Raw genomic sequence first — 23,482 nt, 5'->3', positions numbered from 1 at the left:
GGAAGGCTTGCCGCGTCAGGCTTCGAGGAAGCGAAGGCCGGCGACGGCGACGATGATCATGGCGATGCAGGTGATCCGCATCCAGGAGACGGGATCACCGAACAGCACGATGCCAAGCACGGTAATGCCGACGGAGCCGATGCCGGTCCAGGCGGCGTAGGCGGTGCCGGCCGGCAGGTCGCGCATGGCGATCGTCAGGAGGTAGACGCTGCCCAGAGCCGCCGCAATGCCGACGACGCTCGGCAGCAGTTTCGTCCAGCCTTCGGCATATTTGAGCGCCAGGCCCATGATGATTTCAATCAGGCTCGCCGCTATCAGGATGATCCATGCCATTACCGTCTCCATCAAAAATTTTCATCTGGAGAACAATCTGGTAAGACAGGCACCGAAGAGCAATTACGCACCTTTTGGTAACTATAGAAATGGCGACCGACCTGACTGAAGCGCCCTTTACCTCCATCCCGGATGTCTTCGACCCGGCTTGCTCCTCACGCCATGCGCTCGAGTTGATCGCCAGCAAATGGGCGATGCTGATCATCTCGGCGCTTGAGGAGGGGCCCATGCGCAACGCCGCATTGATGCGCCGCCTCGGCGATGTCTCGCAGAAGATGCTGACCCAGACGCTGAAGGAGCTCGAGCGCAATGGCCTCGTCATTCGCGAGGACAAGAAGACCGTGCCGCCGCACGTGGAATACAGCCTCAGCCCTGTCGGCCGTTCGCTCAGCGAAACCCTGCTGGTGCTTGATCGCTGGGCCGAAACGCATTTCGGCGCCCTCGATGCAGCGCGTGAACGCTACGACGCCGAGCGAGGAAAATAGTTCTATTCACCGTCGAGCTGCGACTGGGCGACGACTTTCACCACCCAATCGGCAAAGACCCGCAAGCGGCTGCTCAGGTGCCGGTTGGGCGGATAGACGAGATAGATCGGCTCCGGATCGATCTGCCAGTCGGCGAGCACCGGGACCATCGTACCGGCGCGCAGATCGTCGCGCACCATGAAGTGCGGCACCTGGATAACGCCCAGACCGGCGCGCGCGGCGGCAAGATAGGTGGTCGCCTCGTTTGCCGCGACGCTGTAACGACCCTGGATCTCCATCTCTTCGTTGCCGCGCCGGAAATGGTAAGGCATCTGCTGTCCGGTCTTCGACATGAAGTAGCCGACGACAGAGCAATTCTTTGCGAGGTCAGAAGGATGCTGCGGCATGGCGTGCCGCTTGAGATATTCCGGTGAGGCGCAGGTGATGAATTTCATCTCCGTGATGCGTCGGGCGATCAGCGACTGGTCCGTGAGCGCACCGCCACGGATGGCGCAATCGACATTCTCCGCCAGATAGTCGACCGTGCGGTCGGAAACGCCGAGATCGATCTGGATATCGGGATATTTTCTCTGAAACTCGGGAAGTGCTGGAACGATGATCAGGTTGGCGAAGGCACTCGCCGTCTCGACACGAAGCCGCCCCTTTGGCAGACCCTGGGCGATCGAGAGACTGCCGTCCAGTTCGTCGAGGTCGGAGAGCAGGCGGGCAGCGCGTTCGTAGTAGAGCGCGCCATCGGGCGTCACCAGAACCCGCCGCGTCGTACGGTTGAGCAGTTTGGTGCGCAGGTGCGCCTCCAATCCCTGGATGAGATTGGTGACGGTCGCCTTGGGCATATTGAGCGAAGCGGAAGCACGCGTGAAATTGCCGGTTTCGACAACGCGGAGAAACGCGCGCATGGCCGTGATCTGGTCCATTTTCAATAGCCGTGATTGTTCGAGATATTGAATAGTGTAGTCGGATTGGACGGACTATTCCAGACAGAAGACAATGTTATTCTCCCATCATGGCGGGTTGCCGCCTCATGTGGGATGGCCCCGTGGCAAAGGCAAGAGAGATGGGTGAACGCTTTACAGTAGAGACGATGCAGACGGGCAAAGGCTCGTGCCCGGCACGTGTCTATCGTGGCGAAACGCTGCTCAATCCGCCACCCGTGGTGTTGCACCTGCATGGCGGTTCCTTCGTCGGCAGTTCGATCGCCGCCGGCGAGCGGGTGGCCACGGCGCTTGCGGCAGCCGGGGCCATCGTCATCTCACCGGAGTATTCCTCGGCCTGCCTCAATCCGTTTCCTGCCGCACTCGACGTCACCTATTCCATGCTTTCCTCGATGCGCGCGCGGTGCCCGCAATTCGCGCACAAAAAGTCGATGCTGTTCATCGCCGGCGAGGAGGCGGGCGGCAACGTGGCGGCCGGTGTGGCGCTGATGGCCCGCGACCAGTTCCTCACCGACCTCAAGGGGCAGATCCTCCTGTCGCCGATGCTGGATCCATGCCTGGCGACCGCGTCGTTTCGCAAATACTGTCCTGAGGCTTCGGTGCAATCGATCGCCGAGGGCTGGCAACGGTATCTCGGCGAATGCGGTGGCTTCACGCATCCCTATGCGGCGCCCGCGCACTGTACGCGGTTGGCCGGCCTTGTTCCCTCGCTGATCCTGACCAGCGAGGAATGCCCGATGCGCGACGAGACTGCGGCCTATGCAGACCGCCTTCGCCAGGCGGGTGTGAGCGTTCAATCCCATATCCTTCCCGGTCGTGCCGGCTGGATACCGGAAAACACGGTGAGCACGGAAACCTGGGCATCCCAGGAAGAAACGATTACCGGCATCTTTTCCCGCTTCTTTCAACAGGCGGGGGCGAAGCCGGCGGAAATGACGATGCGTTAGGCGAGGACGACAGGGCCGCGAGCCTTTTCCCTTCGCCGAAGACAGCAGCAAAAAAGCCGGCTCCCAACCGGCAAGGAGAGAAAAATGACATCGACAGTGACCCGCCGGGCCCTTTGGGGCGCCGGCCTGAGCATCCTATTGTCCACCGCTGGCGCAGCCGCCGTTCTTTTGGGCCTGCCGCAGCATTTTGAAGCGGATGCCGCAACCGAAACGGCAGCCGCCCCGCCGCCGGCGGTGCCGGTTTCGGTGGCCAAGGCGCAGTCGCGCCGCATCACCACTTGGGAAGACTTTTCCGGGCGGCTCGAAGCGATCGAACGCGTCGAGGTTCGCCCCCGTGTCGGCGGCGCCATCCTCCAAGCCCACTTCCGCGAGGGCGCATTGGTGAAGAAGGGCGACCTGCTGCTTACCATCGACCCCGAGCCCTATGCCGCCGCCGTCGACCGGGCCGCAGCTGAGGTCGCAGCTGCCGAGGCGCGGGTGGCGCTCGCCAAGACCGAACTTGACCGCGGACGCAAACTCGTGACCACGAGCGCGATCCCGCAAAGCGGCGTCGACCAGCGGCTCAGCGCCTTCGACGAGGCGCAGGCAAGCGTACGCTCCGCCAAGGCGGCGTTGCGGACGGCCGAGCTCGACCTGGAATACACCCAGGTGAAAGCACCGATTTCCGGCCGCGTCGGCCGGTTGGAGGTGACCGCCGGCAATCTCGTTGCTGCCGGCTCCGCCTCGCCGGTGCTGACGACGCTTGTTTCGGTTGACCCGATCTATGCAAGCTTCAGCGCCAGCGAAGAGGTGGTCACCACTGCACTCGCCCGGCTCCAGGCTTCGGCCGGCGGCAGCGCGATCGAGCGCATCCCGGTCCAGATCGGCACCGCCGCCGACGAAGGCACGCCGATTTCCGGGCATATCCAGCTCATCAACAACGAGGTGGATGCGGCGACCGGCACGATCCGGGTTCGCGCCGCACTCGAGAATGCCGACGGGCGGCTGATCCCGGGCCAGTTCGTGCGCATTCGCATCGGCGAACCCGAGCCCGAAGAAAAGCTCGTGATCAGCGATCGCGCCATCGGCTCCGACCAGGACAAGAAGTTCGTGTTCGTCGTCGGCTCGGACAACAAGGTGGAATACCGCCAGGTGACGCTCGGCCCGAACTCCGACGGGCTGCGCATCGTCGAAAGCGGCCTGAAGACCGGCGAGAACATTGTCGTCAACGGCCTGCAGCGGGTGCGCCCGGGCGTGCTCGTGGCACCGCAGCAGGTGGAAGAAACGACGGCGTCGATCGCCACCAAATAGGACATGACGGCATCCACTTCGGCTGTCGCCGAAGTGGATGGGCCGCCCAGACATCACTCTGCAGATCCCGGCGCGTGGCGAGTATTCTCGCCGCGACGAAAGGAGATTTGCCTGAACTCGTCCCAAGGGGGATACGTCAATGAACTTCTCACGCTTCTTCGTCGACCGCCCGGTCTTCGCGGGCGTTCTCTCGGTCCTGATCTTCGTGGCCGGCCTGATCGGCATGACCGGTCTGCCGATCTCCGAATATCCCGAAGTCGTGCCGCCGCAGATCGTCGTGCGGGCGCAATATCCCGGCGCCAACCCGGCAGTCATCGCCGAAACCGTGGCAACGCCACTCGAGGAACAGATCAACGGCGTCGAAGGCATGCTCTACATGCAGAGCCAGGCGACGGCCGACGGTCTGATGACCCTGACCGTCACCTTCGAACTCGGCACCGATCCAGACCAGGCCCAGCAGCTGATCCAGAACCGCGTCGCGCAGGCCGAGCCGCGCCTGCCCGAGGAAGTGCGTCGTCTCGGCGTCACGACCGTCAAGAGCTCGCCGGACCTGACGCTCGTCGTGCACCTCTTGTCGCCCAACGGCCAGTACGACATCAACTACCTGCGCAACTACGGCGTCCTCAACGTCAAGGATCGGCTCGCCCGCATCGACGGTGTCGGCCAGGTGCAGATCTTCGGCGGCGGCGACTATTCGATGCGCATCTGGATCGACCCGCAGAAGGCTGCCGAACGCGGCCTTGCGGCGAGCGACGTGGCCAACGCCATCCGCGCGCAGAACGTCCAGGCGGCTGCCGGCGTCATCGGCGCCTCGCCGTCGGTTCCGGGGCTCGACCTGCAGCTCTCCGTCAATGCGCAGGGCCGCCTGCAGACGCCTGAGGATTTTGCCGACATCGTCGTCAAGTCGGGCGCCGGCGGCGAGGTCACGCGCCTCGGCGACGTCGCGCGTGTCGAGATGGGTGCTGCCGACTACTCGCTGCGCTCGCTGCTCGACAACAAGGCCGCGGTCGGCATGGGCGTCTTCCAGGCACCCGGCTCGAACGCGATCCAGATCTCGGAAAACGTGCACAAGGCGATGGCTGAGCTGAAGCTGACCATGCCTGACGGCGTCGACTACGAGATCGTCTACGACACCACCCAGTTCGTGCGCGCCTCGATCGAGTCCGTCATCCACACCCTGCTTGAAGCGATCGCGCTGGTCGTCATCGTCGTCATCGTCTTCCTGCAGACCTGGCGCGCCTCGATCATCCCGCTCGTGGCGGTTCCGGTGTCGATCGTCGGCACCTTCGCGGTGATGTATGTCTTCGGCTTCTCGATCAATGCGCTCAGCCTGTTCGGATTGGTGCTGGCGATCGGCATCGTCGTCGATGACGCCATCGTCGTGGTCGAAAACGTCGAGCGCAACATCGAGCAAGGTCTGTCGCCGATCCAGGCGACCTACCGGGCGATGCAGGAGGTTTCCGGACCGATCATCGCCATTGCGCTGGTGCTCGTCGCCGTGTTCGTGCCGCTTGCCTTCATCACCGGCCTGACCGGGCAGTTCTACCGCCAGTTCGCGCTGACGATCGCCATCTCGACGGTGATCTCCGCCATCAACTCGCTGACGCTTTCCCCGGCCTTGGCCGCCCTCCTCCTGCGCGATCACCACGCACCGAAGGATTGGCTGACCCGCGCCATGGACAAGGTGTTCGGCTGGTTCTTCCGCGGCTTCAACCGCTTCTTCGGCCGCAGCTCGGAAGCCTATGGCCGCGGCGTCGGCAGGATCCTGTCGCGCAAGTCGCTGATCATGGGCGTCTATGTCGTCCTGCTCGGCGTCACCTTCGTGCTGTTCCGCGCCGTTCCCGGCGGTTTCGTGCCGGCCCAGGACAAGCAGTATCTGATCGGTTTCGCGCAGTTGCCTGACGCAGCGACGCTCGACCGCTCGGAAGACGTCATCCGCCGCATGAGCGACATTGCGCTCAAGCATCCCGGCGTCGAAAACGCCATCGCCTTCCCCGGCCTGTCGATCAACGGCTTCACCAACTCGTCGAACTCCGGCATCGTCTTCGTGGCATTGAAGCCGTTCGAGGAGCGCACGACGCCCGAGCTTTCGGGCGGGGCGATCGCCATGCAGCTGAACCAGGAATTCGGCGCGATCCAGGACGCCTTCATCGCCATGTTCCCGCCGCCGCCCGTCCAGGGTCTCGGCACCACCGGCGGCTTCAAGCTGCAGATCGAGGACAAGAACGGCCTCGGCTACAAGGCGCTGGACGAAGCGGCCAAGGCCTTCCTCGCCAAGGCCTATCAGACGCCGGAGCTGGCCGGTCTCTATTCGAGCTACCAGATTAACGTGCCGCAGCTCTATGCCGATCTCGATCGCGTCAAGGCGCGCCAACTCGGCGTCGAGGTGACCGATGTCTTCGAGACACTGCAGATCTATCTGGGTTCGCTCTACGTCAACGACTTCAACGCCTTCGGCCGCACCTACAGCGTTCGCGTTCAGGCCGATGCGAATTACCGCAGCCACGCCGACGATATCGGCAAGCTGAAGGTGCGCTCGCAATCGGGCGAGATGATCCCGCTGTCGGCGCTGTTGAAGGTCGAGCAGACGGTCGGCGCCGAGCGGGCGATCCGCTACAACGGCTTCCTGTCGGCCGACATCAACGGCGGCCCGGCACCGGGCTTCTCCTCGGGCCAGGCCCAGGCCGCCATCGAGAAGATCGCTGCGGAAACGCTGCCGCCGGGCATCTCGTTCGAATGGACGGATCTGACCTACCAGCAGATTCTTGCCGGCAATTCGGGCATGCTCGTCTTCCCGCTGGCGCTGCTGCTCGTCTATCTCGTGCTCGCCGCCCAGTATGAGAGCCTGACCCTGCCGATCGCGATCATCCTGATCGTGCCGATGGGCATCATGGCAGCCCTTGCCGGCGTCTGGCTGACGGGAGGCGACAACAACGTCTTCACGCAGATCGGCTTGATCGTGCTTGTCGGGCTTTCCGCCAAAAACGCGATCCTGATCGTCGAGTTCGCCCGCGAACTGGAACTGTCCGGCAGCACCGCCGTCCAGGCGGCAATCGAGGCGAGTCGGCTGCGTCTGCGGCCGATCCTGATGACCTCGATGGCCTTCATCATGGGTGTCGTGCCCCTGGTGATCTCCACCGGCGCCGGCGCCGAAATGCGCTCGGCCATGGGCGTCGCGGTCTTTGCCGGCATGATCGGCGTCACCGCCTTCGGCATCTTCATGACGCCGGTGTTCTACGTGCTGATTCGCAAGCTTTCGGGCGAGCGGCCGTTGAAGCACGCCGGAGCGCATATTGAAGCACCTCATCTCGCGCCTGGAGAATGAGGTAACCCTGCCCCTATATGCGCTTCGAGCGGGCCGGATCTGATCCGGCCCGCTTACGTTGAAGACAGACGGATAGTCTCAGCCGCCGGCTGCACGTCCATCCTGCGTGACAGCCGCGCAACGATCGGATAAACCAGCACCCTCAATCCCATTGGCCCAAGCGCCACGGAGACGGCATATCGCTACATGACCTCGACCAATCCGATCGCCAATCTCGCCACTCTCATCCGTTGCCCCTCCGTTACGCCCGCCGAAGGCGGTGCGCTCTCGGCGCTCGAAGCCATGCTGAAGCCGCTCGGCTTCGTCGTCGACCGGGTGACCGCGAAGGACGTGGGCACGCCCGATATCGAGAACCTCTATGCCCGGCTTGGCAGCGATGGGCCGCATCTGATGTTTGCCGGCCACACCGACGTGGTGCCGGTCGGCGACGAAAGTGCGTGGACCCACGGCCCGTTTTCCGCCGACATCGCCGGCGGCGAAATGTATGGCCGCGGCGCCGTCGACATGAAGGGCGGCATCGCCTGTTTCGTGGCAGCGGTTGCCCGTCACATCGAAAAGCATGGAGCCCCGAAGGGTTCGGTTTCCCTTCTCATCACCGGCGACGAGGAAGGTCCTGCCATCAACGGCACGACGAAGCTTCTCGACTGGGCAGCCGCCAAGGGCGAGCGCTGGGATGCCTGCCTGGTCGGTGAACCGACCAATCCCGACCGGCTCGGCGACATGATCAAGATCGGCCGGCGTGGGTCGCTTTCGGGCCGGATCACCGTCAACGGCGTTCAGGGCCACGCGGCCTACCCGCATCTGGCGGACAATCCGGTGCGGGGCATCCTGCAACTGACGCAGGCGCTGATGGATCCGCCCTTCGACAACGGCACGGAAAACTTCCAGCCATCCAACCTGGAAGTGACGACGATCGACGTCGGCAACAGCGCCGTCAACGTCATTCCGGCAAAGGCGAGCGCCGCCTTCAATATCCGCTTCAACGATACCTGGACCGCCGAGAGCCTGATGGCGGAGATCGTCGCCCGGCTCGACCGCGCGGCGGCTGATGGCGCGCTGCGGGCGGGTCGCGATCCGGTCAGATACGAGATCACCTGGAACGAGCGCCCGAGCCACGTTTTCCTGACGCGCAACAATGCGCTGATCTCATCGCTGTCGGGCGCGGTCGAAGCGGTCACCGGCCAGCAGCCAAAGCTTTCGACCACCGGCGGCACCTCGGACGCGCGGTTCATCAAGGACTATTGCCCCGTCGTCGAATTCGGCCTCGTCGGCCAGACCATGCACATGGTCGACGAGCGCGTCGCCGTCGCCGACCTTGAAACGCTGACGGGCATCTACGAAACCTTCATCGCCCGATGGTTCGGCCATGCCGCCGCTTGAGGAGGTCCTGGCCTATATCAAGGGCCTCTGGCTGCTGGTCCAGGGCAATGGCGAGGGTTTCCGCTGGCTCGATTTCAGCGAGAGCGGATTGTGGCGCTCGTTTACGGCCATGCTCTGGTGCCTGCCGGCCATCGCCGTCACCTGGGCATCCTGGCGGCTTTATTATCTCTCGGCCATGCCGACCGGCACCACTGTTGGTTTCAGCTTCGTCTTCAAGCTGCTGGTCGTCGACCTCGTCAGCTGGTTGCTGCCGCTCGTCTTGATTTTCATCCTGGCGCGCCCGCTCGGCTTTGCCGCGGCCGTGGTGCCGATCGTTGTCACCACCAACTGGCTTTCCGTGCCGTTGTCCTATGCGATGGCGGTGCCGGCAGCGATCCGCCTGGTCATTCCCGGCAGCGAGGGGCTGACAAGCCTGATCTGGCTGGTGCTGCTCTTCGTCAGCATCGGCGTGCTCTTCCGGCTGCTGCGCATCATCACCGGAAACCAGGTCTTGCTCACCTCGGCGCTGACGGCGCTCTTCCTGCTGCCGTCGATGATGTTGGGCGAGGTGCTGCAGCAGTTCTTCGGCCTGATCCCGAGCTGACAAGCAACACGACAGCACCCGAAAAGTGTCGCGCGCCCTCTGCGCGCGACTGGCCATGTCTCAATAATCGACCTGCATGAAATAGAGCCCGTCAGGCGGCGCCACCGGGCCGCAGGCCTTGCGATCGCGTGCTTCGAGCACCGTCTGCAGCTCGTCCGGCGTCCACTTTCCCTCGCCCACCAGCTTCAGCGAGCCGGCGAAGGAGCGGATCTGATTGTGCAGGAAGCTCTGCGCGGTAGCGCGAATTTCGATCAGGTCGCCGGACCGGGTGACGTCGAGGCGGTCGAGCGTGCGCATCGGGCTTGTCGCCTGGCAATGGGCCGAGCGGAAGGTGGTGAAGTCGTGATGGCCGACGAGCCGCTGCGCGCCTTCATGCATCGCGTGGTGATCAAGCGGCTTCGGCACCCACCAGGCGCGCTTCGCCTCCAGCGCCAGCGGCGACTGTCGGCAGATGATCCGATAGAGGTAATGGCGGCGCAGCGCCGAAAACCGCGCGTCGAAGGCGTCGGGAACTTCCTGGGCTTCGAGGATCGAAACGCCCTCGCCGGCCATGCCCAGATGCGCATTCAGCGCATTGCGCAGCGTGTGGGGTTTCCACTGGCGCGTCAGGTCCGCATGCGCCACCTGCCCGACGGCATGCACGCCGGAATCGGTACGCCCGGCCCCGCGGATCGAGACGGTTTCGCCGGTCAGCGACAGGATCGCCTTTTCGATCGCGCCCTGAACGGAGGGGCCGTTGTCCTGCCGCTGCCAGCCGACATAGTTCGAGCCGTCATATTCGACGGTCAGTCGAAAGCGCGGCATCAGCCAACCCTCGTGCCGGCGGCGATCGGCGTGCCGCGCAGGAAATCGGCAACGGCAAGCGCCTTGCCACCCGCCCGCTGCAGCCGCGTCGGCCGGACGGCTCCTTCGCCGCAGGCAATGGTGAGATTATCGTCGAGCACGGTTCCGGCGGCCCCGTCACCGGTCACGCGCTCGGAATTCAGAACCTTGACCCGCTCCGGCTTGCCGGCGATGTCGAGCTCGAACCAGGCGCCCGGAAAGGGTGACAGGCCGCGAATGTGGTCGTGCACTTCGCGCCCCGTCCGGGCGAAATCGATGCGGGTCTCGGCCTTGCTGATCTTGGCGGCGTAGACGACGCCCGCCTCCGCCTGCTCGGTCAGCGGCAGATCATCCGCTTCGAGCTTGCCGATCGCTTCCTTCATCAGGTTAGCGCCGACCTGCATCAGCCGATCGTGAAGCTCGCCAGCCGTCATCGTCTCGCCGATCTGCACCGCCTTGGTGAGTGCGACCGGGCCGGTGTCCAGCCCCTTGTCCATCTTCATCACCATCATGCCGGTCTCATGGTCGCCGGCCATGATGGCGCGCTGGATCGGAGCCGCACCGCGCCAGCGCGGCAGGAGCGAAGCGTGGCCATTGTAGCAGCCGAGCCGCGTTCCGGTCAGGATCACCTCCGGCAGCAACAGGCCATAGGCGACGACGACGGCGACGTCGGCGTCGAACGCGCGGAAGGTCCGGCGATCGGCTTCATCCTTGAAATTGACGGGCGTGAGCACGGGAACGCCCAGCAGCTCGGCGGCCTGGTGCACCGGCGACTTCTGCAGATCGAGCCCCCGGCGTCCGCCGGGCCGCGGCGGCTGGGTGTAGACGGCAACGATCTCGTGGCCGGCTGCCGCGAGTGCGGCCAGCGTCGGCACGGAAAATTCCGGCGTACCCATGAAGATGATGCGAAGCGACAAGGCGGATACTCCGACCGTTTGAAATCAGGCCCCTTCAAACGGGTTTACGCGCCTCAAATCAAGCCCCTCGATCGCAAAGGGCTGCCGACGGCACCGTAAGGACGATCAGATCGCCTTAGAGGACGATCAGATCGCCTCGGAGGACGATCAGATCGCCTTGGCGCCGCGGGTCTTGGCGGCCTTGGTGAACTTGCGGATCACCATGTCGCGCTTGAGCTTGGAGATGTGGTCGATGAACAGCACGCCGTTCAGGTGATCGATCTCGTGCTGCAGGCAGGTCGCCAGCAGGCCATCGGCCTTGACGATCTGCTCCTTGCCGTCACGGTCGAGGTGCTTGACGGTGACCATCGCCGGGCGCTCCACTTCGGCGTAATAGTCCGGAATGGAGAGGCAGCCTTCCTCATAGACCGAGAACTCGTCGGAAGAAGCGACGATTTCGGGATTGATGAAGACGCGGGGGGTCTTCTCGTCCCCTTCCTTGGAGACGTCGAGCACCAGCATGCGCTTCGCTACGCCGATCTGGATGGCAGCGAGCCCGATGCCCGGGGCATCGTACATCGTTTCGAGCATATCGTCGGCCAGGCGACGGATGTCGGCATCGATGGTTTCGATCGGGGTCGAGACCTGACGCAGGACAGGATCGGGGAGAATGATAAGCGGCTTGATCGTCATGTTGCTCCCATAACCGATCTTTCCGTCCGGGTGCAAGAAAATTGGCGCGCACCCTGCAGACGTCCCGGCAATGTCGCCTCTCGTTAACCGCGCCGGATGAATGTTCTTGTTTTGATCTATCGTTGAAAAGAGAATCTGTTAGGCTTGCGGCATGGAACCTGCGCCAATTTCGTTCGATCAGCCCGTTTTTCTCATCGGCACCGTGCCGGTCACCGTCGCCCATCTCTGCATGGTTCTGGCCGTGCTGGCGGTCGGCTTCGTGTTGATGTCCGTTTCGCGGCGGCGGCGGGCTGGCGACGACGAGCGCCATGAACAGATGGCCATGCTTCTGGCGGCGCAAACGGAAATGCAGGGCCGCATCGCGGCGATGGCCGACGTGTTCGGCACCCGTCAGGCGGAACTGAACCAGACGCTGAGCCAGCGGATCGACGGCATGACGCACCGGATCGGCGCCTCGATCAGCGAGCAGACCAAGGCGACGCACGAAAACCTGCGGCGACTGCAGGAGCGTCTGGCGGTGATCGACACCGCCCAGAACAACATCCAGTCGCTGGCAAAGGACATGGCCGGGCTGCAAGCCATTCTTTCGAACAAGCAGACACGCGGCGCCTTTGGCCAGTCGCGCATGGAGACGATCGTCGCCGACGGCCTGCCGATGGGCGCCTTCGCCTTCCAGACGACGCTTTCCAACGGCGCCCGCCCGGACTGCACCATCCGCATGCCGAACGACCAGCCGCCACTGGTGATCGACGCGAAGTTTCCGCTCGAAGCCTGGAACGGCATGCGGGACGCGGCAACCCCGGAACGCCGCCAGCAGATGGCGCAACTCTTCCGCCGTGACATGGAGGTGCATGTCCGCGATATCGCCAGCAAATATCTGATCCCGGGTGAGACGCAGGAGACGGCATTTCTCTTCGTACCGTCCGAATCGATCTTCGCGGAGATCCACGAGCATTTCGAGGCGATCGTCCAGAAGGCGCACCGGCAGCGGATCGTCATCGTCTCGCCATCGCTGCTGCTCTTGTCGATCCAGGTGATCCAGGCGATCCTCAGGGACGCCCGCATGCGCGAGCAGGCGCACCTCATCCAGGGAGAAGTGGCGCGGCTGATGGAGGACCTGACGCGTCTCGACGAGCGGGTGCGCAAGCTGCAGGGACACTTCGCCATGAGCCAGAAGGATGTCGAAGAGATCCTCATCTCCTCGGGCAAGCTTGCGCGCCGCGGCGCCAAGATCGAAGCGCTGGAACTTGAGGCGGAAGGCGCGGCGCGGCCGGACGACGAACCGCGCCATGCCGTCGACAATCGCGTCGGGCAATTGCGCCTCAGGGTGGTTGACGAGGACTGACGGTCTCGGGCACTCTCCGGCCAAAATCAGCAATTCGACGGGACATCTTCACATGATCACTGTTTTTGGGTCCATCAACATGGACCTGATCGCCACGACCGCGCGCCTGCCGAAGCCCGGCGAAACCGTTGCCGGCTCTGGCTTTTCGACCGCCGCCGGCGGCAAGGGCGCCAACCAGGCGCTGGCCGCGCGGCGTGCCGGTGCCGCCGTTCACATGGCCGGCGCCGTCGGCTCGGACAGTTTTGCCGATGGCGCACTCGAATTGCTCCGGGAGGCCGGCGCCGACCTGTCGCTGACCAAGACTGTCGAGGAACCGACAGGCACGGCCCATATCCTCGTCGGTGGTGACGGCGAGAATGTCATCGTCGTCGTTGCCAGCGCCAACGCAACGGTCAATGAGGCCGATGCCGTTGCCGCCGTCGACGGCATGAACGCCGGCGATACCTTGATGCTGCAGCTGGAAATACCGGCGACCTCGGTCGAAAAGGCACTTGCCGAAGCCCGGCGCAAGGGCATCCGATCGGTCATCAATATCGCGCCCTTGACGCCGGAAGCGGCACGCCTCGGCCGGCTCGCCGATATCGTCATCGCCAACGAGACGGAGTTCGAACTGCTGGCCGGCAAGTCGGGCATCGAAGGTTCCGAGCGCGAAGAGGCGATGAAGAAGCTGCATGCCGAAACCGGGCATACGGTCATCGTCACGCTGGGGGCAGAAGGCGTCGTCGCAGTGCACGAGGGCGAGGTCCATCGCGCCCGGGGTCTCAAGATCGATCCGGTCGATACCGTCGGCGCCGGCGATACGTTCTGCGGCTACCTGGCCGCAAGCCTTGACGAGAAGCTGGCGTTTCACGACGCCCTCAGGCGTGCGGCGGTGGCGGGCTCGCTTGCCTGCCTCAAGCGTGGTGCGCAGCCTTCGATCCCACTTGCCTCAGAGGTAGAGCCACGCATCTGAAGTCGCGGCTTCGATCTTAAAGTGCGTTGCGATCTTTCGCTTACCGCACTTTACTGCATAATTCCTTAAATCGGAATCGATTTAAGGGCAAAATTATGCAGCAATTCAAAGTGTTACAGCGACCTTTGCGCGTCTAAATAGACGCGCGGCGCTGTAAGCTTTCGTTTTTACGCATGTCGTTATCGCAGAACCGCTGCACACTTTTGCACGACATGCCCTCACGCGCGTCATGTGAAAAAACATCGCGCGACGCGTGTTCCCTATCCTCGTCGTCCCGACGGCACAGCACGTCCGGGCGACAGCCTTGAATCAAGCCCATCGCCGGCCTTTGCGCAAACCCGACAGTCTTTGTCGCGGAGATGAAACTTCGTGCGCAGAATCTCCATCAGCGGGGCATGAATTAGCCATCGCGTTGGCCCTATCTTAAGATTTGGTCGTCTATTCAAGATCATGAGAAAGCCGGTTCCGAAGGGATGGGCAGCCTCCTTAATGCCGGTCGGCATCTGGTGCTCCATGATGGAGTTTCACCCACATTGTGAAATGCGTTCGCCGCAGGTTTCAGCCTGCGGACCTCCCAGCACGTGAGGATTTCATGTTCAAGTTCCAAGCCAAATCGCTGGCGACCAAGCTGATCGCGGTGACGGGCGGCACGATCGCGCTCGTGTTGCTCGCCTCGAACTTCGTTCTTATCTCCCAGACACAGGACCGCGTCGAAACGCTGGTGCTCGACCAGGCAAGCGGCGAAGCAAAGGCCATCGCCTCTGATATCGCCGGCGGCATCGGCGAGCTGGCAAGCGCTTCGCGCTCGATGGCCGGCATCCTTGGCCGCAGCCACGCAGAAAAATCGATGGAACGCGCCGGCGTGATCAACATCCTGCGGGCCAATCTCGAGCAGAACCCCTTCGCTTTCGGCAGCTGGTTCGCCGAAGAACCCAAGGCCTTCGACGGTCGCAAGGAGGAGGTGGCCAACAACAAGGAACTGGGCGCCAACGAGGATGGTATCTTCGCGCCCTATTGGTCCAAGAACCGCAACAACGAGATCCAGTTCTCGACCTTCCGCGCGGACTACGCTGCGGAATGGTACAGCCTTGCCGCAAAGAGCGGCAAGGGCGCGATCACCCCGCCCTATACCGCGCAGGACACCGACGTCCCGACGGCAATGAGTTCGATCGCCTATCCCGTCATGTCCAACGGCAAGCTGATCGGCGTCTCCGGCGTCGACATCTCGCTCGCCTCACTGGCGGACGGTCTTTCCAAGTTGAAGCCGTTCGATACCGGCCGCGTCTACCTGTTGTCGCAGACCGGCAAGTGGTTGGTCGCACCGATCCCGGAGCTTTTGCTCAAGGGTTATGACGGCGAAGGCAACGAGATCGTCAAGAACGCGCTGGCTTCCGGTACGTCGGGCGTCATCAAGAACCTGTCCTACGACGGCAACGAGCCGTTCGACCGCGTCGTCTATCCCTTCGCCGTTTCCGGCGTGAACACCAGCTGGATCGTGCTCGTCGACGTACCACGCAGCGCGATCAACGCTCCGGTTCGCGACCAGACCTATATGATGATCATCGGCGGCCTCGTCGTGCTCGGCGCGGTGCTGCTCGGCCTCTATTTCGCCGTCCGCGGTTTCGTTCAGAAGCCGCTCGCCGGCCTCGTCAAAGACGTCAAGAACCTCAGCGACGGCGACTACAGCAATTCGATCACCGGCCAGGACCGCTCCGACGAGACGGGCCAGGTCGCAAAGGCGCTCGAAGGTTTCCGCCACCGGCTGGCCGACACCAAGCGCCTGGAAGGCGAAGCCCGCCACGAACGCGAGCAGGCCGAGCACGAGCGCAGCCGTTCCGAGAGCGAGCGGGCCGAATCCAGCGCCCTTCAGCGCGACATCGTTGCCCGCCTCGGCAACGGACTGTCGCATCTCTCCTCCGGCGATCTCGCCTTCCGCATCACCGACGAGTTCCCCGGTGAATACGCCCAGCTGAAGCGCGACTTCAACGCGACGATGGACAGCCTCGAAGAGACAATCCGCACCGTCAACCACTCGGTCGTCAACATCGGCAACGGCACCAGCGAGATCAGCAGTGCCGCTAACGACCTGTCGCACCGCACCGAACAGCAGGCGGCAAGCCTGGAAGAGACGGCGGCGGCCCTCGACGAGCTGACCTCGCAGGTCAACGCCAGCGCCGAGAACGCCAAGGTCGCCGCCAAGTCGGTGGAAGTGGCCAGCAGCGATGCCGGGCAGTCGGGCGAGGTCGTGCAGAAGGCGATTGCCGCGATGAAGGGCATCGAGCAGTCGTCGCACGAGGTCAGCCGCATCATCGGCGTCATCGACGAGATCGCCTTCCAGACCAACCTGCTGGCGCTCAACGCCGGCGTCGAAGCTGCGCGCGCCGGTGACGCCGGCAAGGGCTTCGCCGTCGTCGCACAGGAGGTCCGCGAGCTCGCCCAACGCTCGGCAAACGCCGCCAAGGAGATCAAGACGCTGATCAACACCTCGGCGGGCCAGGTGCGTGAAGGCGTTGACCTCGTCGGTCGCGCCGGTGGCGCGCTTGAAAAGATCGCCGAGCAGGTGGTCCAGATCAACGGCCTCATCCGCCAGATCTCGAGCTCTGCCTCCGAGCAGGCCGTCGGCCTCAAGGAGATCAACTCGGCCGTCAACCAGATGGACCAGGTGACCCAGCAGAACGCCGCGATGGTGGAAGAAACCACCGCTGCCGGCATGGCGCTCAACGAGGAAGCACGCTCGCTCAGCACGCTGGTCGCCCGCTTCCGCGTCGCACAGCGTTCGACGCAGGCGGCCCAGCCGACCTCGTCGGAAATGCTGCGCGGCACCGCCGAACGCATGCGGGCGGCGGAACGCCCGGCACCCGCTCCTGCCCGCGACGCCCGTCCGGCGCCGAGTGCGGCACGCTCCGGCTATACACCGTCGACCCAGCGCGTCCTGACGCAGACGTCGGGTGCCAACGCGCTCGCCCAGGACAATTGGGAAGAGTTCTGATCCAGCAAGTCATCAAACAAAAAACGGCGCCTCGCGGGGCGCCGTTTTCGTCTGTGATTTTGGCTCGCGCGATCAGATGCGCGCCAGCCGCTCCGTCAACAGGTCGAAGAAGCCCTGATCGTCGATGAAACGCATGACCTTGGCATTGTGTTTGCGGCCCGTCACCTGCCACCAGTCGACCACCGTCATGCCCGTCGTCAGCGGCGACTGAACTTCGATCTCGACATTGCAGTCGCGACCTGTGAAGAGCTCGGGCCGCAGGAGGTAGGCGATGACGGTCGGATCGTGCAGCGGGCCGCCGTCCGTGCCGTATTTCTCGATGTCGAACCGCTCGAAGAATTCCAGCATCTCCGCCATGGCGATCGCCGGGGCGCTGCCGATCTCGCGGATCTTCGACACGCGCGCCTTGTGCGTCAGCACCCGGTGGGTGACGTCGAGCGGCATCATGACGATCGGAATGCCCGAACGGAAGACGATCTCGGCGGCTTCCGGGTCGACATAGATGTTGAACTCGGCGGCCGGCGTGACGTTGCCGCCCTCAAAGAAGCCGCCCCCCATCATCACCAGCTCGCGCGCCCTCGGCGCGATGTCCGGCGCCTTCTGAACGGCGAGAGCGACGTTGGTCAGCGGACCAAGCGTGCAGAGCGTGACCGTACCCGGCGCCTCAGCGCGCAGCGTCTCGATGATGAAGTCGACGCCATGTTGGGCCTCAAGCGCCATCTTCGGCTCGTCGAGTGTCGGACCGTCGAGACCGGTCTTGCCATGCACGTGCTCGGCGGTGACGAGCGGGCGGGCGATCGGCCGGTCGGCGCCGGCGAAAACCTTGACGTCGGTTCTGTTGCACAGTTCGCAGATGATGCGGGCGTTGCGCGCGGTCATTGCCAAGGGAACGTTGCCGGCTACTGTCGTGATCCCAAGAAGATCGATTTCTTCCGGACTGCCGAAAGCGAGCATGATGGCGGCGGCATCGTCCTGCCCGGGATCGGTGTCTATGATTATTTTTCTCGGCAAGGGCACGCTTGTGTTCCTCCTTGGATTCTCGCGCTGCGGACTATGATTTGCGTGCACGCCGGAGGCAAGCGGCTTGCACTCATTGCGCACAGCTACCATATTGAAAGCGGGATGCTGCTTGGCAGGTCCACAGAATGGTCGCTTGATCTTACAAGGACTTGGGAATGAGCAGAATTACGCCCTTCACGAGCCCACTGCTGCTGGGTTTCGACACGATGGAAAAGACCCTTGAGCGCATCGCCAAGGGAAATGACGGCTACCCGCCCTACAATATCGAGCGTATTCGCGGGGACGATTCGGTCGACGCGCCGGAGCGCTTGCGCATCACGCTCGCCGTCGCCGGCTTTTCCGAAGAAGATCTCGACGTGACGACCGAGGAAAACCAGCTCGTCATTCGCGGCCGCCAGGTCGACACCGGCGATCGCGACTACCTGCATCGCGGCATAGCCGCCCGGCAGTTCCAGCGTACATTCGTGCTTGCCGACGGGATGAAGGTCCTCGGCGCGGAATTGCGCAACGGCCTGCTCTCGGTCGATCTCGTTCGTCCGGAACCGGTGCGTATGGTAAAGAAAATTAACATTTCAGTCCCAGAGTAGGATAACCGGCGGGATTTTCCCCTGGCCGGCGACCACGGAGTACCACCATGGGACTGAAAGCCATCACCTCGTCATTGTCCAAGAACGACCTCGCGCATCTCGGCGAGGGCGAAGTCGGCTATATCAGAAAGATGCGCTCGGAAGAGGTTTCCCGCTGCTTCCCGGAAGCACCGGAAATGGGACCTGGCATTGATCTGTGGGCCCTGTTCGGTGCGGACGGCACGCCGATCCTGTTGACCGACAACCGTTCCAGCACCTTCTACAAGGCCGCTGAGGACGAATTGCGCACGGTCACCCTGCATTGATCGACCGTCGCGGCGAATGACGCCGACGGAACGCCACTGTGCCGCGCGTCAAATCTGACGCGCAACGGAGGCAGCAACGCTTCGAGTGTCCTGAATAATCTGTGCGGTAGACCGCCGCTTAAACACGGCGGAAGGTAAGATAGGCGGAACCCCGCCCTTCCCTGCGTGCCTTGGCCTCGTAGCGCGTGCTCGGCCAGCCCTTAAACGGCGTCAACCAGTCCGACGCCTGTCCGGCCGTCCATTCGAAGGCGGCATGGTCGCGGCAGTGCAGCAGCGTCCAGTTGACGTAGGTATCGATATCGGACGCAAAGCAGAAGAGACCGCCCGGCTTCAGTACGCGCGCAAAGCGGTCGAGATTGACGCTGGAGACGAAGCGACGCTTCCAGTGCTTGCGTTTCGGCCAGGGGTCTGGATAGAGCAGGTCGATCTGGTCGACGCAGGCGGCCGGCATCCAATCTAGCACCTGCGTGGCGTCGTCATTGTAGAGACGAACGTTGGAAACGCCCTTCTCTTCGATCTGCCCCACCAGCTTCGCCATCGAATTGACGAAGGGTTCGACGCCGATGAAACCGGTCGACGGATCTTCGGCCGCGCGATGGATCAGATGCTCGCCGCCACCAAAGCCGATTTCCATACGAATGCGATCGACTGGCTCGGGAAAGAGCGACTTCATGTCTTGCGGCGCGGCGGTACCGAGATCGAGCTTCAGCTTCGGCAGGATGTTTTCGAGATGGGCCGCCTGGCGCTCACGCAGGGGCTTGCCCTTGCGGCGTCCGAAGAAGGCTTCCGTGGCGCGGCTGCGGCGCGGTTCAGTCATGACAATCTTCCTTCAACGAGTAAGGCGGACACCCTTTTGGGGCATCCGCCTTTATCTTTAGCGGCCGGACGTTCTGTGTCCGGCAAATGTCGAAGCGTCAAGCCCCGATGGCTTCCTTGAGCGGCTTGACCAGATCAAGCTTCTCCCAGGAGAAGGAGCCGTCACGGCCGGCCTTGCGACCAAAGTGGCCATAGGCCGCGGTCTTGGCGTAGATCGGCTTGTTGAGGTCGAGGTGGCGACGGATGCCGGTCGGCGACAGGTCCATCGTCTTGCGGATCGCATCTTCCACCTGGTCCTCGGAGACCTTGCCGGTGCCGTGCAGGTCGACATAGACCGAGAGCGGCTGGGCAACGCCGATGGCGTAGGAAAGCTGGATCGTGCAACGGTCGGAAAGACCGGCAGCAACGACGTTCTTGGCGAGGTAACGGGCCGCGTAGGCAGCCGAGCGGTCGACCTTGGTCGTGTCCTTGCCCGAGAAGGCGCCGCCGCCATGCGGAGCTGCGCCACCATAGGTGTCGACGATGATCTTGCGGCCCGTCAGGCCGGCGTCACCATCGGGACCGCCGATGACGAACTTGCCGGTCGGGTTGATGTACCAGGTGCAATCGCTGGCGATCTTCAGATCGTCGAGAGCTTCGCGGATATAGGGCTCGACGACCGCACGAACCTTGGCCGAATCCCAGCTCTCGTCGAGATGCTGGGTGGACAGAACGATCGACACGACCTCAGCCGGCTTGCCGTCGACATAGCGCACGGTGACCTGGCTCTTGGCGTCCGGGCCGAGCTTGGCGACTTCGCCGTCGCCCTTCTTGCGGGCTGCGGCGAGCAGATGCAGAATGCGGTGCGAATAGTAAAGCGGCGCCGGCATCAGCTCCGAGGTCTCGCGGCAAGCGTAACCGAACATGATGCCCTGGTCGCCGGCACCCTCTTCACCCTGCTTGTCGGACGCGCTGTCGACGCCCTGGGCAATGTGTGCGGACTGGAAATGCAGGAGAACGTCGATCTTCGCCGTCTTCCAGTGGAAACCGTCCTGCTCGTAGCCGATGTCGCGGATTGCCTTACGTGCGGCAGACTTGAACTTCGAGGGGTTGATGACGTCGTTGCCGTCCTTGTCCTTCTTCAGAAGGCTCGGCGGCAGGCGGACTTCACCGGCGATCACAACGCGGTTCGTCGTTGCCAGCGTTTCGCAGGCAATGCGTACGCCCCAGGGATCGACACCGGTCTTGGCAGCTTCGCGATAGACCAGATCGACGATCTCGTCGGAGATACGGTCACACACTTTGTCCGGGTGGCCTTCGGCTACGGATTCACTCGTGAACAGGTAGTTTGCACGCATGCGGGAATTCCCCTCAAGAAGATAAGCGCTGGCATCGTGTTAGTGGTTTTGCGACCGAAAAACAAGCGAACAACGACATAAATATATCTTTATATCGACATCAGTGCCAATCACTTCGAATATCAGAGGAAAACAGCGCGCAAGAAAAAAGCGGCGCAAATGGCCGCTTTGTTTTCCAATTCCGGTGGGTCTTGGGACTATTCGCTTTCTGCTTCCGCAGCCAGCGCCTTAACGAGATCAACGAGTTTGCGGCGCACCTTCGGATCGTTGATCTTGACGAAAGCGCGATTGAGCTGGAGCCCTTCTGACGAGGAGAGGAAGTCGACGACGTAGTTCGAGCTCGAGGCTTCGGCCAGGCCGGAAGCGCCTGTGCTTTCGCCGGGAGCATCCTCGAAAAAGAACGAAACAGGGACGTTCAGGATGCTGGAAATGTTCTGCAACCGGCTGGCGCCAACGCGGTTCGTGCCTTTTTCATACTTCTGGATCTGCTGGAAGGTGATCCCCAGGCTTTCGCCGAGTTTTTCCTGGCTCATGCCAAGCATCGTGCGGCGAAGGCGAATCCGGCTACCGACGTGAATGTCGATCGGGTTCGGCTTCTTCTTATTTTCCATCATATCTGCATTCCTAAACACGCTGTTTCGTTCATCCACGGCTGGCGTGAGGACACCGCACACCGCTGCAACCGCAACGGTGACGGCAAAAGAGTCGCCACAGCACAAACCAATGGTTCGGACCACTATGCAATTTTAGGGGTTTTAGGTCAATTCTTCCTAATATTAAAACTAACGCGCGAGAAGACTGCAACCAGCAGGAGGAAAATTGCGCACAACCCAAAAATTCGGCTACGTGTGACCTCATCCGTGGGCGTAGGCATCCTTCCCGGCAGAATTGTGTCGACCACTCCCCTATAATTGTAGGCCAATCCTACCACTAAAACCCCACGTGCATCAACAATTGCTGATATACCATTATTGGCCGCACGGATAAGGGGTATTCCTCCCTCAACTGCACGCAATTGCGCCTGATGGAAGTGCTGGCGGGGGCCCGGCGTGTCGCCAAACCAGGCATCATTGGTGATGTTGAGCAGTGCATCGGCGATGCGCGCATCAGCCCCGATCTCATCGGGGAAGATCGCCTCGTAGCAAATGAGCGGGTAGAATGTGCGCCCGCCGGGCAAGGTCAGCAGGGAACGCGTCTTGGCGGCCGAGAACCCGCCCGGCATGGCGGCTGCAACCGAGTTCAGCCCCCAGGTCGAGAGCAAGTCCTCGAACGGCAGATACTCGCCGAAAGGAACGAGGTGCACTTTGTCGGCAGCGCCGATGATCTGCCCGCGTCCATCGATGACGTAGATCGAGTTGTAATAGCGTGGCGGCAGGCCGGCGCCGGCATCTTCCGCCCGCACCGCGCCTGCAATGAGGATCTGCCCGTCGTCGAGCACTTCGGCAATGCGCGCGAGCGCATCTGGACTGTCGGTGAGGATGAACGGGATCGAGGTTTCCGGCCAGACGACGATATCGGCCTTCTTGGCTCCGCCTTCGGCTGGCGTCGCGGTCAAAGCGAGATGCTCCTCGAAGATGGCCCCGCGCTCGCCATCATCGAGCTTCTTTGCCTGATCGATAACCGGCTGGACGAGGCGAACGGCAAGCGGCTGATCCGGCCCGGAGGGTGCCGGCATGGCAAGCCGATAAAAGCCGAAGCCGATATGTGCCGCACAAAGAGCGACGGCAAGGCTGAGACCAATACGACTGCCCTTGCCTGTCGCGATCAGGGCGGGTGCTGCAAAGACGAAGACCGCCAGCATGTTGATGGTCGCGAGGCTGACGACGCTTGCCGACTGCATCATCAGCGGCATCGGCATCGCCGCATAGCCGATCGCATTCCAAGGAAACCCGGTGAAGATGACGGAGCGCAGCCATTCGGCGAGGCCAAAGGCCAACGCCAGTGCCGCGATCCGGCCCACGCCATCCGACCAGAGGATGCGGGCAATCAGCGCGGCGAGCGCGTAGAACAGGGCCAGGAACGCCGGAAGCCCGACAACGGCAAGCGGCAACGCCCAGGCGAAGCTGTCGGCCTCCACCAGCAGCGCGTTGCCAAGCCACCAGAGGCCGCCGAGGAAATAGCCGAAGCCGAACGCCCAGCCGATTGAGATCGCCGGCCAGAGCCGCCGGATCAGGCCGCTGTCCGGGTGGCCGGTTGCGCCGTCGAGCAGCCAGACGAGGATCGGAAAGGAGAGGAAGGCGGCCGCAAAGATGCCGAACGGCGGCTGTGTGAGAACAGCCAGGAGCCCCGCGACAAATGCGAGAAACAGCCGGGGCGCGCCCGACAGAAGCATGGTCCTGCCAGCCAGTCTTTCCATGCAGCCTCCTGTTGGCGCAGGCCGCAGAACACGGGCGCCGCGCGGGAAGAACAACCGAATCAGTTGCCGGCAGTCTTCCAAAAAAGTGG

21 protein-coding genes are annotated in these 23,482 nt (G+C 63.0%); 11 read left to right on the top strand and 10 right to left on the bottom strand.

The window, feature by feature from the left end; translation table 11 throughout:
- Nucleotides 1–15 precede the first annotated feature (15 nt).
- Nucleotides 16–333, bottom strand: coding sequence for a multidrug efflux SMR transporter (locus BC363_RS06050; protein WP_065783303.1), 318 nt, complete (start codon nt 331–333; stop codon nt 16–18).
- Between the two features lie 89 nt (nt 334–422).
- On the opposite strand from BC363_RS06050, the gene BC363_RS06045 reads away from it, so the two are divergent.
- Complete coding sequence (locus BC363_RS06045; protein WP_065783302.1) at nt 423–818, top strand: helix-turn-helix domain-containing protein; 396 nt, start codon at nt 423–425, stop codon at nt 816–818.
- A gap of 2 nt (nt 819–820) precedes the next feature.
- Here the strand turns inward: BC363_RS06045 and BC363_RS06040 are convergent, their stop codons facing one another.
- Nucleotides 821–1,732, bottom strand: coding sequence for a LysR family transcriptional regulator (locus BC363_RS06040; protein ID WP_065783301.1), 912 nt, complete (start codon nt 1,730–1,732; stop codon nt 821–823).
- Nucleotides 1,733–1,872: 140 nt separating this feature from the next.
- Between BC363_RS06040 and BC363_RS06035 the strand changes: the two genes are divergently transcribed.
- From BC363_RS06035 to BC363_RS06015, 5 genes are all read left to right on the top strand, one after another.
- On the top strand, nt 1,873–2,697 hold the full coding sequence (locus BC363_RS06035; RefSeq protein ID WP_065783300.1) for an alpha/beta hydrolase: 825 nt from the start codon (nt 1,873–1,875) through the stop codon (nt 2,695–2,697).
- 84 nt (nt 2,698–2,781) lie between these two features.
- Nucleotides 2,782–3,987, top strand: a complete 1,206-nt coding sequence (locus BC363_RS06030) for an efflux RND transporter periplasmic adaptor subunit (RefSeq protein ID WP_065783299.1) — start codon at nt 2,782–2,784, stop codon at nt 3,985–3,987.
- Nucleotides 3,988–4,126: 139 nt separating this feature from the next.
- Entirely contained in the window at nt 4,127–7,312 is a 3,186-nt protein-coding gene (locus BC363_RS06025) for a multidrug efflux RND transporter permease subunit (RefSeq protein ID WP_065783298.1), read from the top strand.
- Nucleotides 7,313–7,498: 186 nt separating this feature from the next.
- Entirely contained in the window at nt 7,499–8,692 is a 1,194-nt protein-coding gene (dapE, locus tag BC363_RS06020; protein ID WP_065783297.1) for a succinyl-diaminopimelate desuccinylase, read from the top strand.
- Nucleotides 8,679–9,275 (top strand): hypothetical protein, encoded by a 597-nt coding sequence (locus BC363_RS06015; RefSeq protein ID WP_065783296.1) that lies wholly within the window; start codon nt 8,679–8,681, stop codon nt 9,273–9,275. Before dapE ends, BC363_RS06015 begins: the two co-directional genes overlap by 14 nt.
- A gap of 60 nt (nt 9,276–9,335) precedes the next feature.
- On the opposite strand, the gene truA is transcribed toward BC363_RS06015, so the two are convergent.
- From truA to def, 3 genes are all read right to left on the bottom strand, one after another.
- Nucleotides 9,336–10,079 carry a tRNA pseudouridine(38-40) synthase TruA gene (gene truA, locus BC363_RS06010; protein ID WP_065783295.1) on the bottom strand — a complete coding sequence of 248 codons (744 nt, stop codon included), beginning with the start codon at nt 10,077–10,079 and terminating at the stop codon, nt 9,336–9,338.
- Nucleotides 10,079–11,014 (bottom strand): methionyl-tRNA formyltransferase, encoded by a 936-nt coding sequence (gene fmt, locus BC363_RS06005; RefSeq protein WP_065783294.1) that lies wholly within the window; start codon nt 11,012–11,014, stop codon nt 10,079–10,081. Before fmt ends, truA begins: the two co-directional genes overlap by 1 nt.
- A 147-nt stretch (nt 11,015–11,161) precedes the next feature.
- Nucleotides 11,162–11,686, bottom strand: a complete 525-nt coding sequence (gene def / locus BC363_RS06000; RefSeq protein ID WP_065783293.1) for a peptide deformylase — start codon at nt 11,684–11,686, stop codon at nt 11,162–11,164.
- 151 nt (nt 11,687–11,837) lie between these two features.
- Here def and BC363_RS05995 point away from each other — a divergent pair, with 151 nt between their 5' ends.
- The 3 genes from BC363_RS05995 (at nt 11,838) to BC363_RS05985 (ending at nt 16,972) form a co-directional block, all read left to right on the top strand.
- On the top strand, nt 11,838–13,031 hold the full coding sequence (locus BC363_RS05995; protein WP_065783292.1) for a DNA recombination protein RmuC: 1,194 nt from the start codon (nt 11,838–11,840) through the stop codon (nt 13,029–13,031).
- Nucleotides 13,032–13,083: 52 nt separating this feature from the next.
- The gene (locus BC363_RS05990; RefSeq protein ID WP_065793283.1) at nt 13,084–13,983 is read left to right on the top strand and encodes a ribokinase; all 900 of its coding nucleotides are present in this window, start codon (nt 13,084–13,086) and stop codon (nt 13,981–13,983) included.
- A gap of 592 nt (nt 13,984–14,575) precedes the next feature.
- Nucleotides 14,576–16,972, top strand: coding sequence for a methyl-accepting chemotaxis protein (locus BC363_RS05985; protein WP_065783290.1), 2,397 nt, complete (start codon nt 14,576–14,578; stop codon nt 16,970–16,972).
- 72 nt (nt 16,973–17,044) lie between these two features.
- Here BC363_RS05985 and BC363_RS05980 read toward each other — a convergent pair whose 3' ends face one another.
- A complete protein-coding gene (locus BC363_RS05980; protein ID WP_065783289.1) occupies nt 17,045–17,989 on the bottom strand; it encodes a nucleoside hydrolase in 945 nt (314 codons plus the stop codon).
- Nucleotides 17,990–18,147: 158 nt separating this feature from the next.
- Here BC363_RS05980 and BC363_RS05975 point away from each other — a divergent pair, with 158 nt between their 5' ends.
- Nucleotides 18,148–18,579 (top strand): Hsp20 family protein, encoded by a 432-nt coding sequence (locus BC363_RS05975; RefSeq protein ID WP_053248867.1) that lies wholly within the window; start codon nt 18,148–18,150, stop codon nt 18,577–18,579.
- Between the two features lie 47 nt (nt 18,580–18,626).
- Nucleotides 18,627–18,884, top strand: a complete 258-nt coding sequence (locus BC363_RS05970; protein WP_065783288.1) for a DUF1150 family protein — start codon at nt 18,627–18,629, stop codon at nt 18,882–18,884.
- A gap of 118 nt (nt 18,885–19,002) precedes the next feature.
- On the opposite strand, the gene trmB is transcribed toward BC363_RS05970, so the two are convergent.
- From trmB to lnt, 4 genes are all read right to left on the bottom strand, one after another.
- Entirely contained in the window at nt 19,003–19,701 is a 699-nt protein-coding gene (gene trmB, locus BC363_RS05965) for a tRNA (guanosine(46)-N7)-methyltransferase TrmB (protein WP_065783287.1), read from the bottom strand.
- A gap of 97 nt (nt 19,702–19,798) precedes the next feature.
- Nucleotides 19,799–21,037 (bottom strand): methionine adenosyltransferase, encoded by a 1,239-nt coding sequence (metK, locus tag BC363_RS05960; RefSeq protein ID WP_065783286.1) that lies wholly within the window; start codon nt 21,035–21,037, stop codon nt 19,799–19,801.
- A 197-nt stretch (nt 21,038–21,234) separates the two neighbouring features.
- Nucleotides 21,235–21,651: a helix-turn-helix transcriptional regulator gene (locus BC363_RS05955; protein WP_065783285.1), complete on the bottom strand. Its 417-nt coding sequence runs from the start codon at nt 21,649–21,651 to the stop codon at nt 21,235–21,237.
- Between the two features lie 146 nt (nt 21,652–21,797).
- The gene (gene lnt, locus BC363_RS05950; RefSeq protein ID WP_065783284.1) at nt 21,798–23,393 is read right to left on the bottom strand and encodes an apolipoprotein N-acyltransferase; all 1,596 of its coding nucleotides are present in this window, start codon (nt 23,391–23,393) and stop codon (nt 21,798–21,800) included.
- Nucleotides 23,394–23,482: the final 89 nt, after the last annotated feature.

It is taken from the genome of Ensifer sp. LC384, from assembly GCF_001695865.1.
Taxonomy (GTDB): domain Bacteria; phylum Pseudomonadota; class Alphaproteobacteria; order Rhizobiales; family Rhizobiaceae; genus Ensifer.
The sequence above is the reverse complement of the archived record's forward strand: the minus strand, read 5'-3'. Positions and strand labels throughout refer to the sequence as shown.